Consider the following 13,426-nt stretch of genomic DNA (forward strand, 5'->3'; position numbering starts at 1 on the left):
CTATGACTGACGAGAAATCGACTGCTGTGAAAGTGATCGCCCTGACCGCGGCGAGCCTTGCGTTGCTTTCGGCCTGTGGCGAGCCGAAAGCAACGCCGATGGACGACGAGTATGCCGGCAACTCCGGCGAAAGCGTCGAATCGCAGGAAGACAAGTCCAAAACCGACGGTAAGGCCACCGACAACTCCTCCAACGACGATGATTCCGTCAAAAATCATGCCGACGACTCGAATTCCACGAAGTCCGACAAGAAAGACACCGGCAATTACGCCGACGGCACCTATTCGATTAACGGCCAATACGGTCCGGTCGGCGAAGACACCATCGATGTGCATCTGACCGTCAAGGATCAGAACGTGACCGATGTGAGCATAGTCGGCCATCCGTTCACGTCCATCTCCAAAAAGCATCAGGACGCCTTCGCCAAGGCCGTGCCGGATGCCGTGGTGGGCAAGCCTCTGAAAGACCTCAAAATCGACAAGATCGCGGGCGCCAGCTGGACCACCGAGGCCTTCAACAAGGCCCTCGAGGTGGCTCGGCAGGAGGCTTCCATCCAGTAATGGTTTCATCATTCGATTTGTGAACTGTTTCTTTACCAGCGGAGAAATACCGGATTTCTGTTTGGCGATGTAACGCCTAGCACATATCGTCTTCGGCCCTATCGCATTGTGTGATGCAACGTGGCATGTGAGGCTTCCATGTGCGATAATGCTTATGTCTGAAGGTCTGTTCCGGCAACAATGCAGCGTTGAAGGGACAGGAAATGAATAATGGCTTAGACCATAAAGCCACGTTGAAAGATATAGCGACGAAGGCGGGGGTGTCGGTGACGGCCGCATCCTTGGTTTTGAACAACCGCAGGGTGCGCATTTCAAAAGAAAAACGCGATCGTATCCTGCAGGTTGCAAAGCAACTGGACTATCGTCCCAATCAGGTTGCCCGTAATCTTGCAGCGGGTGAATCGAGACTGATTGCGCTGATTGTGCCGAGCATAGAGAATCTATTCTTTGCATCGTTGGCGAAACGGCTTGAATGTGAATGCGCGAATGATGGCTACTCTCTCGTCGTAGCGGTTTCGGAAGAATCGCGTGCCAAAGAGCATGCGGTAATGAATCGATTATCGGCTCTCGGGGTAGATGGTGTATTTTTAGTCGCTGCCTGTGAATCTTACGAAGCGGAGCGCGAGCTTCGCAAGGATGCGGAGCGTGTAATGTGCCCTGTGGTGTTGATGGATCGACTGTTTTCAAGCTCGTGGTGTGACGGTCTGGCTTTTGATGGCTACCTTGGTGGCAGACAGGCCTCACAGCGCTTGGTCGATGCAGGGCATCGTCGGATTGGATGTGTAACGGATGAAGCTGACGGGGAAGGGCTTGGAGTGCGTACACGAGGTTTTGTGGATGTACTCCAGGAATCAGGAATTGGATTCGATCCAGCATTGTGGGTGAGAGGAGACTATCGTTTTAGCAGCGGTTACATGGCGGCGGACAGACTCATCGATATGGGTGTGACGGCTGTGTTCTGTGGCAATGACTTGATGGCTGCTGGATTTATACAGCGTGTGACGGAACGAGGGCTATGCGTGCCAGCGGATATATCGGTGGTGGGTTTCGATGATGTCTTGGAGTATTACGGTCTGTTTCGCGCGGTAACTAGTGTGGCGCAAGACATCAGCCAATTAGCGAAACGCGGATGGGGCAAGATGCGAGAATACATCGAGTTATTGGATTCCGATGATGTTGACGGTTGTCCGTGGCTAGAAAATCACCATGCCGAATTGTTGAAACCGCATCTTGTGGAACACGGGACCATAAGCGACATCGCGATGTGATGGATGGTCGTAATTTCTTGGAATTGATCAATCGGGCGTGAATCGATATCTGCTTTGGCTTGTTTCAAAGCAAAGGGGATATGTTGCGGCGGGTAGGGTTTCCTGTGACACGCCTGAAATAATGCGGAAGTTGAGAATCCGGAAGCAGTGCATTATAGTTGTGGTAACGTTACCGCATTGAAATGGTAAAGGAGCTGAATTAGATGAGGTAACGTTACCGCATTAGCTGTAACTTAATATATGCAAAGAATATGCAAGATTGGGTTACCTGATGGGTGAAAGAAACAGACCTGATTCATTCGACAACGTCGAAGTTCCGAATGAATTTTGCGGAACGTAATGGAGGCGTCCAAGTCGTCCGCAGTCAGACATACATAAAAGAGGCGGCAATTGATCTCATCCAACCCAATGAGGATGGGTTCCGGAAGCGAGACTGGCAAGCCGCACATGGTATTCTCACAGTTGAGAGGAGGTGTTATGGCGTACGTTACGATTCGCGACGTGGCGCGGCGCGCAGGTATTTCTGTATCTACGGTGTCACGAGCGCTCAACGGCAATGGCAGGATATCCGCCGAGACCAAGCATGCGGTCGAGAAGGCGATGGAAGAGCTCCACTACATTCCCGACTCACGTGCTCGGGCCATGCGATCATCGTCCACGAAGACCGTCGGGCTGCTTGTTCCCGATATTCGAAACGGATACTTTGCGGATCTGGCGTATGCGATTCAAGACACTCTATCTAAAGCGGGATATTGCACATTCATCGGAACATCGTCCGAGAATGTGAGACAGCAGGATGTTTTCATCACGAACATGCTGTCGCAGCATATCGATGGGGCGATTATTGTGCCTCAGGGTGAGATGTCGGAGGCATTGCAACGTCTGTTGCGTAGACAATTGCCGGTGGTATTTGTGGACCGTCGCGCGGATGAGCTCGACATGGTGCCCTTAGTGGATTCCGACCCGTTCCCCGGGATGGAATCCGCATTAAGAGACATTCAAGAGCAGGGGCATTCCAAGGTTGGATATGTCTCCGGTCCGATTTTGGATTCGCCTACTTTGCGAGAGCGTGAGCTTGCTTTCCGTGATTGCGGAACACGTTTATTCGGCGAAGAGAATGTCTTCGTTGAATCTACCAGTTTTGACCAGTCCTCTTGTGTCTCAGTGATACGCCGCATGCTGTCGTCCGGCGTGACGTCGATGGTGTTTGGCTATTCGCCTGATACCGTACGTGCCATTGCCATGATGAATGGCGTGGGGGGTGTGCTGGAAAGTGGAATGTCATTTATTTCATTTGATGACATTGAGCTATTCCGATTGACGACGCCGCAAGTGTCCGTGATTTCTCAGCAAGTGCAAAGACTGGGTTGTTTAGGCGCGGAAACCTTCCTTGACATGGTTCAAGGAGGTCACCCGCGATCCCGGCGAGTGGAGACAATCTATATTCAGAGAGGATCTGTCGAGTCTGTCCGATGAGGGACAGGAGACGCAACTGATTGCGGGCGCGAGTCTGCGATTCTGATCAACAACATCAATACATGCCGCTTGGGCCTGTTTCAGCAGACCCAAGGAATAAGTGCATCTTGGTGCGGTAACGTTGCCGCACCCGTAGGGAAAGCGAGAGAATATGACGCAACTATCTCTTGTCGGTGTCTCCAAGATATTTGGAAGCACCAAGGTAGTGAACAATGTCTCGGTCAAAGTGGAACCGGGTAAAGTCCATGTACTTCTCGGTGAGAACGGTGCCGGCAAATCTACCGTCATCAAAATGATGAGCGGCATCTACCAACCTGATGAAGGCCATATTGAGATTGACGGCAAAGAAGTACGTATTCCCAATGTTGATACCGCCCGTAAATTCGGCATTGCAGTTATTCATCAGGAGCTCAACCTTGTTCCGCAATTGTCCATTATGGAGAATTTATTCCTTGGCACACTGCCGAACAAAGCGGGTTTTGTCGATCGCAAAACCATGGCTGAAAAAGCCAGAAAAGCCATCAAGCTCATTGGGTTGGAAGAAGACGTGCACACTGCGATGGGTGAATTAGGTGTGGCCCGTCAGCAGATGGTGGAAATCGCAAAAGCTCTGATGCAGGATGCATCGATTCTGATTCTGGATGAACCGACTGCCGCGCTGACCCGCAGGGAATGTGACCAGTTGTTCGCCATTATGGATGAGCTGAAGGCGAAAGGCGTAGGTATGGTCTTCATCTCCCACCATCTTGACGAAATAGCCCGTGTGGGAGACGTGGTTTCGGTGCTGCGAGATGGTCAATACATCGATACGGTTCCAGCGTCTACCAGTGAGGATGAACTTGTCAAGCTTATGGTCGGCCGTGACATTACCAACCAGTTTCCACGCATCGCGCAGGAGCCGGGCGAGGTACTGCTTGATGTAAAAGAGCTGACTCGTGAAGGTGCGCTCGATAAAGTGTCACTGCAAGTGCATGCCGGCGAGGTTGTCGGATTGGCTGGCCTGGTTGGTGCAGGGCGAACTGAAGTTATTCGTGCGATTTTCGGTGCGGATTCATATGATTCTGGCTCCGTCAGCGTGTGCGGAAAAAAGCTGCAGAAGAAGTCCATTGCTCAGTCCATTGAGGCTGGTCTGGGCCTGGTGCCGGAAGATCGTCGTACGCAAGGTCTAATTCTGGATGCCTCGGTGGCTGAAAATCTCGGCTTGGCGACTATGTTGTCTACTGCAAAATGCGGATTCGCCGATCTCGCAGGGCAACGCAGGCGTGAGAACGAGACCGCCCAAAAACTACGTATCAGAATGGCCAACGTCAATCAAACCGCAGGGTCGTTATCAGGCGGTAATCAGCAGAAAATAGTGTTCGGCAAATGGTCCATGGCCAACGTCAAAGTGCTGCTGCTTGATGAACCAACCAGAGGCGTCGATGTTGGTGCCCGTGTTGAAATCTACGACCTTATCAATGAAATTACCGCCAATGGAGGCGCGGTGCTTATGGCATCCTCGGATCTACCAGAGGTGCTTGGCATGTCGGACAAGGTCCTGGTAATGAGCGAAGGCCGTATTACAGGCCATATGCCCGCTAGTAAGGCCACGCAGGAAAAGGTAATGGCACTCGCGGTCTCCCATATGGATGACGAAAACGACAACGAACACTGATCGGATTAAGGAGAATACAAATGACCAATGCAGACAAGAAACTCGGTTATGATTCCGGAGACAAGACCACGGTCGCTCGCATCAAGACATTTGCCTCACAAAATGGTGCGCTAATCGGTCTGATTATCCTGTGTATCGCCTTGTCCATTGTGGCTCCGGCGTTTCTCAGCGCCTCGAATCTCATGAACGTCGGTATTCAGGCGGCAACCGTCGCCATTCTTGCCTTCGGGCAGACATTTGTGATTGTTGCTGCGGGCATCGATCTGTCGGTCGGTGCGACAGCGGCTGTCGCCAGCATGCTGGTTGCTTACACAGGTGCCAACATGGGACTTCCTGCAGGCGTGACCATCATTGTCGGTCTGCTGGCAGGTGCAGTATTCGGCGCCTTATCCGGTATGATGAATGCGTTCCTGAGGTTACCTTCCTTTATCGCTACACTGGCCATGATGTCCGTGGCTCGCGGCTTGACCTTGGTCATCTCTGATGGACGTCCTATCTCCACCTCCGGCATGGTCAACTTCTTCGGCGGCACCATCATTGGTATTCCGGTTCCAATCATCATGATGGTCATCATGGGCATCATTGCCTCCGTTATCCTGAACTTCACCACTATTGGTCGTTCTATGTATGCAGTTGGCGGCAACATGGAGGCTTCTAGGCTTTCAGGCATTTCCGTGCATAAAACGCAGATTATGGTGTTTGTGCTCTCCGGCATCTTCGCGGCTGTGGCTGGCTTGGTCATTGCGGGCCGTCTGCATTCCGCCCAGCCGCAGGCGGCAGATGGATATGAGATGGACGCCATTGCTTCCGTTGTCATCGGCGGTGCGTCCCTTTCTGGAGGCAAAGGTAAGGTTTCCGGCACTTTCATCGGTGCCATTTTGCTGGCCGTCATTCGTAACGGTTTGAATATATTGAATGTCTCTTCCTTCTGGCAGAAGGTTGTTATCGGCCTAGTCATTGCTTTCGCGGTCAGCTTCGATACTTTGCGTCGCAAGGTCGATGCTCACTGATGCAACTCTGCTTTCCTCAAATCTCCATCGCGTGATTGCTCTCTAAATTGCGTGCTCCTTGCTCCGACCCCAAAAACATAACTGAAACGAACCTAATCCAACCAAATTTGGAAAAGAAAGAAGAAAGACCATGCTTAACCCGTGTTTTAAGAAAACCATCCGCGCAGCAGTTGCTGTTGCCTGTGCGGCTACGTTGGCGATCGGTGCGAGTGCTTGCGGCGCATCCAACTCCGGCAACGGTTCCGACAAGGTGGCTTTGTTGATCTCTACCCTGAACAATCCGTTCTTCGTTGATCTGCGGGACGGTGCTCAAGCTGAGGCGAATAAGCTAGGTGTGAATCTGTTGGTGTCCGATGCGCAAAACGATTCCGCAACGCAACAGAATCAAGCGCAGAACGCCCAGTCTCAAGGCGCCAAAGCAGTCATCATTAATCCGGTCGATTCCGACGCTGCGTCTCCAGCCGTGGCTCCGTTGCTGTCCGCCAATCTGCCTGTTATTTCTGTTGACCGTTCCGTTACGGGCGAGGATGTGACTGCGCACATCGCATCCGACAATGTGGCGGGTGGTGCTCAGGCTGCCGATGAGTTGGCGAAAGCCATTGGAGAAAAAGGAGACATCATCATCCTGCAGGGCACCCCTGGAGCGGCCTCCACTCGTGACCGAGGTGATGGATTCAAGAAAGAAATCAAGAAATATGCCGGCATTAAGGTGGTTGCTGAACAGACGGCCAACTTTGATCGTTCCGAAGCACTCGATGTCACCAGTAACTTGATGCAGGCCAATCCTAATATCGTCGGAGTCTATGCAGAGAACGATGAAATGGCCCTAGGCGCGATTCAAGCTCTTGGCTCCAAGGCCGGTACGGACGTGAAGATTGTCGGTTTTGATGGAACTGATGACGGTCTGAAGGCCATCTCTTCCGGCACCTTGACCGGTACCATTGCGCAGCAGCCGAAGGAGCTCGGCAAGCAGGCAGTACAGGCGGCAGTCAAGGCGATCAAAGGCGAGAAAGTCGATAAAACCCAGTCGATTGAAGTCAAAACCGTCACCAAGGAGAATGTCGCGGATTTCCAGTGACTGGATTTGACACAACAGGCTGAGGTGAAGATGCCTCTGCCCCCCATGGCATGCGGAATGCGTTGAGGGAAAACGCAGCCAAGAATGGGTTCCATTTCGCAATCCGCATGCCAACACTACGAAAGGATAGCCGATATGCTTACTCATGGAATACTGAATGCACAACTCTCAGCTGCACTTGCGGGATTACGGCACAAGGATGTGTTCGTCGTTTCCGATTGTGGTCTTCCTGTGCCGCAGGGTATTGAAGTCATTGACTTGGCGGTGGTATTCGGTGTGCCTCGCTTCGAAGAAGTGCTGGAAGCGCTACGGCCGCAGCTTGTATTAGAGGAGGGTCTGATGGCTGAAGAGGCTCGAGGCGAACAGGCCGAACGATGGGTCAAAGACCACTTCAATGTACCTTTGTCTTATGTGCCGCATGACGGTTCGGGGGGATTTAAGTCCCATGTCAGGAATGCGAAATTTGTCGTTCGCACGGGTGAAACCACCTCGTACGCCAATGTGATTTTCCGATGTGGCGTGCCATTCTAGGAATCCGATGCATATGGCAGTTGCCTCATTACGGATAACCTGATTTACCGGAAATCAAAATTACCGTTAATGATGGTTCAGGCTGCCTCCGGCAGTCTGAACCATCGACGCATTTTCACGACTCATGCCTTTACAAACGGCCAGATGAGCGTGGCCATACGCTCCGACCAAGGAACGTCTGAGTCGGAGTCCTTATACAGCGCCTTACAGGTGAGCATGGAGCCCAGTATGGTGCTGAACAGGAATTTCGTATCCAGTCCACGGCGGAAGGCTTCGCTTGCCACACCGCGCTCGACGAACGTCGCAAAACGTTGCTCCGCCGGCGTGATTACCTGATCGGCGATCGTCTTCAACGAATCGTTGTCGGACGAGAGCACCACGCCGACCGCTTTCAGACCGATCTCGCTGTCGAAGCAGTTCTGGATACGTTCCAACATGGCCTGCAGGCCGGAACGAGACGGCTGCAAATCGCCGAAATCCGGCAATCCCGCAACTTCTAGCTGAATGCGTTGCAACAGGTCATCGGCGTTTTTGTAGCGTCGGTAAATCGTCGTCTTGGCTACGCCGGAACGGCGGGCGACCTCCTCAATCGTAACGGCCGCAACGCCTTTGGAAATCATGATCTCCAAAGTGGCCCTCATGATCTTGCGATCGGTCTGCTCACGTAACTGCTCGCGTCGGCCCTGAATCTTCTGCACGGCTCCCTGCACCGCCGTCTCGACCACGCTTGCCGGCGAAGCGGCAGGGGAGACAGTCGGCGGCACACCGGTGTTCATTAATCCATTCATCACATGATCACCTTCGTGCTTTCCACCTTTGCGATATACCATTTGTTGAACTTCATCATCGGAATGCGTAGCAGCAGGCCGATGAGCAATAGCGGTGGGATGAACAGCGCCAGCGCGCCGATCGACGTCCAGAAATCATTGTTGTATATGCCGGCGATGGCCGCACGCATGGCCGTGACCGAATGCGTGACCGGTAGGAACGGACTGATGTCGGAGATGATGCGCGGCATGACGGCCAGCGGATACGCGCCGTTCGAACCGGAGATCTGCATGATGAGGAACAGTACGCCGATGGCTTTGCCCACGTTACCGAAACTCGCCACCATCGTATATGCAAAGAACGAGTAGATCAGTGCGGAAATCCAGCCGGAAATCATGAATAGCCACGGGTGCACGGCCTGCACATGCATGAATAGCAGACTGCCGCCAAGCGAGAACGTGGCCTGCATGAGTGCGATCACCGCGAATACGAGGTAGTGGCCGAAGAACAGCTGGTGTGGTTTCGGGTTGCCCAGTGCCATGCGGGTTTTGCGGGACACGGAGGTCTTCAAGGTCACGGCCATGAGCAGTGAACCCACCCACAACGTCACGAATGTGTACAGGGGGGCGAGCTGCGAGCCGAAATTCTTCACCGGGAACACGGCGGTGCGCTTCACCTTGACAGGGGCCGCGAGCGTGGTGGCCAGCGAGTCGGTGTTCTTGCCCAGCACGTCCTTGACCATGCTCATGTCGCCGCTGTTCAGCGCGTCGGACAGCGTGTCATTGAATGTAGAAAGCTTGTTGCCGGTCGTGGTGAGGCTGTCGGCGGTGGAGTCCAACACCTCACGGATGGTGGTCAGCTGCTTGTCCGCACTCGACGTGGTCTTGTTAAGGTCGCCGAGTGCGCTCTTAAGATTGGCGGCACTCGCGTTGAGTGCGCTCGAAGCGGTGCTTACGGAGCTGCCGATTTCGTTGAGCTGCGGCTTGAGATTCGTGTCGAAATCGGAGTGCACGGCATTGATCGAGGCCTTCGCCTGCGTGGCGAGATCCTTGATGGCGGCTTGGCTTTCCTTGGAATCGCTGATGCCGTCGTCGATATGCTGCGCCGCATCGGTAAGTGTGGCTGCGAGTGTCTTCTGCATATCGATGGCATTGTTCAGCTTGCTGATGGATGCCTCGAATTTGCCGATGATCGCCGTCAGCGTCTTCTTCTCCAAATCGGTCAGCGAGGTATCGGTGTCGAGCTTGTTCTGCAGATCATCGTGGGTTTTCTGCAGATCGTCGACGATGTGCTGGTATTGCGCGGCTTGGTTGGTCACGTTGGATGCCTGATTGCGTAACGCGGTCGCGGTATCGCCCGCCTGCGTACTCACATTGGCGAACAATGAGTCGACCTCGTCTCCCACCGCGGCGAAGCTTTCGCCGGACTGCTTGATGGCGGTGCTGAGTGCTTCGGTGGAGGTGTTCAGCGCACCGGATAGGTCGGTCACGCTACCGGAAGCCGATTTCAGCTGTTTGCCGGCGGTTTTCGCGCTGGATGCGGCCTGTTGGATCAGGGTTCCGGAGCTGTCGAGCAGGGTTTGTGCGCTGCCGGTCAATGAGCTGAAGGTCTTGAGTGATGAGGCGGTCTGCGTGAGTCCGGCCGCGAAATCGCTGATGTTCGAGCTGAACTGTTGCAGTTGGTTCTTTGCCTCGGGCTTGTCGAGCTGATCGGATAGCTGCGTGGCGAGGTCCAGCGCCGTTTCGGTGAGTGTCTTCGAGAACATCTCGTTGATCTCCGCCGACACCGTGTCGGCGCCCTGACCGGTCACCTTTGGCGCGAGTGCGTTCTTTTTCTCATTGTTGTAGTAGGTGAGCTCCGCATGCTTGGAATCCTTGGAGAAGAAGGTCATCATGCGCTTGCTGAAATCCTTCGGAATGATGACGGCGGCATAGTATTTGCCGGATTTCGTGCCATCGATGGCCTCCTCTTTGGAGGTGAAGGTCCAGTCGAGCTGGCTGTTGGCGCGCAGGGTGTTGACCACCTGATCGCCCACGTTGATCTTGACGGGAATCAGATCGCTTTTGTAGCCGGCATCGACGTTCGCGACGGCGAATTTGAGATTGCCGGTATTGGAGAACGGATCCCAGCTGGCGGCCACGTTGAACCAAGTGAACAGCGCGGGCAGCACGGTCAGGCCGATGACGATGATCACGGACACGACGTTGCTGGTGAGGCGTTTGACGTCGCCTACGAACAGCTTCCAGATTGCCTTCATGCGTTGTCCTTTTCGTTCTTCGTGCGGTGGTGCTTGGCGGCCTTGCGCGTCAGTTTGGCCTTGCGTTCCTCCAGGGCGCGCTTCTTACGGCGAATGCGGGCTTTCTGGCGTTCCATGAGCATGCCTTGGATGGCTTCGTCGCTCAAGGAACCGAGCTCCACCTGACGGCGCATGCTGTCGCGCATGTATTCGATGACCATCAGGAACCCGATGATAAGCAACACCCAGATGATCCATGTGGCCAGTGCTACCAGTTTCGTGCCATTGGTCAGCGAGAATACGGTGGCCAGAATGGTCGGCACGATGAAGCCCGCAATCAGTGCGCCGCGCTTAAGCTTCGGGTACAGTTCGGTGAACCGGCTCGCACGGTACTCGATGGCCTCGCGGTAGCCGCCCTTGTCGGACAGGACGTGGATGATCTGCGACACGTTATAGCCACGATTCTCCACCATCGGCCGCTCGCCGATGATCATGTCGCTTTCCTCGATCTCGCGGGCGAACAGGCGGTTCAGATTGGTCAGCAGCGGGCGGATCACAATGCCGATGAAGAAGGCGATCGCCACGAACAGCAGCATCACGCCGACCATCTTCAGCCAATGCCCGTCATAGAAGCCGGCGATCGTCTCGCGGAAGGCGTCGATGGTATAGCGGAACGGGATGAACGGGTAGACCGCGCGGAAGAATCGCGGCATCATATCGATCGGGTATAGGCCGGAACCTCCCGGAATCAGCAGAATCGCGAGCAGAATGCACATGCCCTTGCCAACGTGCATGAAGGTAGTCGACAACGCGTAGGTGATGCTCAGGAACGTAAGCGACGTCAATGTGCCGGTCAGTATGAACATGAACGGGTTGACCGCCTGCACGCCGATGATCAGGTCGCCGATTGCGCATAGTGCGCCTTGGATGGCGGCCGGAATGGCGAGCAGCAGGAAGCGGCCGAGATACTTCTCGGTGGTGGTCAGATCGAGATCTTCAAGGTCGTCGTCATCCACTTCGAGCTTCATGATCACCATGTAAGCGAACGCGCCCACCCATAGCGAGAGGGTGTTGAACATCGGTGCCATGCCGGAGCCGTACGTGTTCACCGGGTAGATGTTCTTCGTCTTGATCACGGTGGGGGACTGCATGAAATCAGCGATTTTCGTGACGTCCAGGCCATCTTCGCCGATGAGGTCGTTCAGCAGGCTCGCGCCCGACAGTGCGTTCAGATCGGTGGATAGCTGGCCCAGCTTGTTCTCGATGGTCTGCAGTTGCTCATCGGTGTCCTTAAGCATGGAACGCGTGTCGGCGGAGACCCGCTCAAGCTGGTCGAGTACGGACGAGGTCTGTTGCGTCAGGAAATTCTGGCTGGTCACGGTGCCGGAAAGGGTTCCGGCGGTCGCGGCGAGCGAGCTCAGGCCGCTGTTGAGTTGGGGCAGCGCACTCGAATTGATGGCGTTGCGTGCGTCCGTGGCGGAGTTCAGCGTGGACTGCGCGGAGGTGTTGAACTGGTTCGACAGTTTCGTGGTGCCGGCCACCGTGTTCTTGGTGTCGGTATTGAGCTGATTGAGGTCGTTGAGCGTATTCGCCGACTGTCGGTTACGTGATTGCAGGTCGCTGATGATCTGCTGATACTGCTTGTTCAGTTCGGGGCTGACATTGGAGATGTCGATCTTCTGTAGGCTGTCGAGCACTTTCGCATTGTCGCTGTTGACCTTCTGCATGGTGCCGATGGCGCTGCCGGCGTAGCCGTTGGCCGCCGCCAGACCGCTGGTCACCGTGTTGACGCTGGTGTTCGTCTGCGTGGACAGTTGCGAGAGCAGCGCCGAGCCTTGGTCAAGCGAGGCCGATGCGGTCGATGAGAAGGTGTTGATGCGGGTCTGCGTATCGGTGATCAGATTGGCGGTGCCGGACAGCCCTTTGCCGGCGCTCGCGGCGGCGGTCTGTACGTCGTTCAACGCGGCGCGTGCGGCCTGAATCTGATCGGGGGTGTTGGCCAGGTTGGCGCTGAGATCGCTGATGGTGGTGCGAATCTTCTCTACGTTCCGCTGTGTCTTGTCAAGTTCGGCAACGGCTTCGCTGGTCACGTTGTCGGTCTGTGTCGTGATGGTATCGCTTACCGAGTTCACGGTTTTGGAGAGCACTTCGCTCACAGTGGAAACGAAGGTGCTGTTCACGGTGCGATCCACGGTGGTGGTTCCCGAATCGGTGACCTTCGGTACGAAGGCGCTGGCCTTCTCATTCACGTAGTATTCGAGGGTCGGACGTTCGGAATTGCCGGTGATCACGCCCGCGAGGTCTTCGCTGAAGTCCTTGGGAATGATGATGGCCGCATAGCAATCGCCCGACTGCACGGCCTCCATGGCCTTGGCCTTGCTCATGAACTGCCAGCCGAGCTGATCGTTCTTCTTGAGTGTGCTTTCAATCTGGTCGCCGAGATTCAGCTGGCCCAGCATGGCGTTGTCGGTGCCTTCGTCGACGTTCGCCACCGCCACCCTGATGTTGTTGGTGTTGCCGTATGGATCCCAGAATCCATAGATATTGAACCATGCATACAGCGGCGGAATGACGGTCAGGCCGGTCATGATGACCCACGCCGCGGGCACGCGAAGAATTCGCATGATGTCACGGTGCAGGATCTTCAGCACGTTGCTCATAGGAAGTGCTCCCTTTTGCCGGATCGCTCCGGTAGTGGCGGTGTTCACGACTGTCGCGTAGCGATACGCAATTCGTAGCGCTACGCTTCAAGTAGCGTAATACCATCTCCCGGACAATCCCGCTTCCCGTTCTCAGATACGGGCAGTGTCGTAGGAAATGCGGCGGAAAAGGGGGAAATCATTGT

10 protein-coding genes are annotated in these 13,426 nt (G+C 54.7%); 7 read left to right on the forward strand and 3 right to left on the reverse strand.

The window, feature by feature from the left end; genetic code table 11:
• Positions 1 to 2: 2 nt before the first annotated feature.
• From BBDE_RS00795 to rbsD, 7 genes are all read left to right on the forward strand, one after another.
• Positions 3 to 560, forward strand: coding sequence for an FMN-binding protein (locus BBDE_RS00795; protein WP_003837850.1), 558 nt, complete (start codon positions 3 to 5; stop codon positions 558 to 560).
• A gap of 203 nt (positions 561 to 763) precedes the next feature.
• Positions 764 to 1,828 (forward strand): LacI family DNA-binding transcriptional regulator, encoded by a 1,065-nt coding sequence (locus BBDE_RS00800; protein WP_003837849.1) that lies wholly within the window; start codon positions 764 to 766, stop codon positions 1,826 to 1,828.
• Between the two features lie 477 nt (positions 1,829 to 2,305).
• Positions 2,306 to 3,304 (forward strand): LacI family DNA-binding transcriptional regulator, encoded by a 999-nt coding sequence (locus BBDE_RS00805; protein ID WP_003844731.1) that lies wholly within the window; start codon positions 2,306 to 2,308, stop codon positions 3,302 to 3,304.
• A gap of 151 nt (positions 3,305 to 3,455) precedes the next feature.
• Positions 3,456 to 4,958 carry a sugar ABC transporter ATP-binding protein gene (locus BBDE_RS00810; protein ID WP_003837844.1) on the forward strand — a complete coding sequence of 501 codons (1,503 nt, stop codon included), beginning with the start codon at positions 3,456 to 3,458 and terminating at the stop codon, positions 4,956 to 4,958.
• 20 nt (positions 4,959 to 4,978) lie between these two features.
• On the forward strand, positions 4,979 to 5,968 hold the full coding sequence (locus tag BBDE_RS00815) for an ABC transporter permease (RefSeq protein WP_003837842.1): 990 nt from the start codon (positions 4,979 to 4,981) through the stop codon (positions 5,966 to 5,968).
• 130 nt (positions 5,969 to 6,098) lie between these two features.
• Positions 6,099 to 7,046, forward strand: coding sequence for a D-ribose ABC transporter substrate-binding protein (locus tag BBDE_RS00820; protein WP_003837840.1), 948 nt, complete (start codon positions 6,099 to 6,101; stop codon positions 7,044 to 7,046).
• 135 nt (positions 7,047 to 7,181) lie between these two features.
• Complete coding sequence (gene rbsD, locus BBDE_RS00825) at positions 7,182 to 7,577, forward strand: D-ribose pyranase (RefSeq protein WP_033489155.1); 396 nt, start codon at positions 7,182 to 7,184, stop codon at positions 7,575 to 7,577.
• 122 nt (positions 7,578 to 7,699) lie between these two features.
• Here the strand turns inward: rbsD and BBDE_RS00830 are convergent, their stop codons facing one another.
• Genes BBDE_RS00830 through BBDE_RS00840 form a run of 3 tightly spaced genes read right to left on the reverse strand, consistent with a single transcriptional unit; the run spans position 7,700 to position 13,241 of the window.
• The gene (locus BBDE_RS00830) at positions 7,700 to 8,365 is read right to left on the reverse strand and encodes a TetR/AcrR family transcriptional regulator (protein ID WP_003837837.1); all 666 of its coding nucleotides are present in this window, start codon (positions 8,363 to 8,365) and stop codon (positions 7,700 to 7,702) included.
• Positions 8,365 to 10,602, reverse strand: coding sequence for a YhgE/Pip domain-containing protein (locus tag BBDE_RS00835; protein WP_003837836.1), 2,238 nt, complete (start codon positions 10,600 to 10,602; stop codon positions 8,365 to 8,367). Before BBDE_RS00835 ends, BBDE_RS00830 begins: the two co-directional genes overlap by 1 nt.
• Positions 10,599 to 13,241, reverse strand: coding sequence for a YhgE/Pip domain-containing protein (locus BBDE_RS00840; RefSeq protein ID WP_003837833.1), 2,643 nt, complete (start codon positions 13,239 to 13,241; stop codon positions 10,599 to 10,601). The genes BBDE_RS00835 and BBDE_RS00840 overlap by 4 nt, the downstream gene beginning before the upstream one ends.
• Between the last annotated feature and the right edge of the window lie 185 nt (positions 13,242 to 13,426).

This window comes from Bifidobacterium dentium JCM 1195 = DSM 20436 (assembly GCF_001042595.1).
In the GTDB taxonomy this organism is placed as follows: domain Bacteria; phylum Actinomycetota; class Actinomycetes; order Actinomycetales; family Bifidobacteriaceae; genus Bifidobacterium; species Bifidobacterium dentium.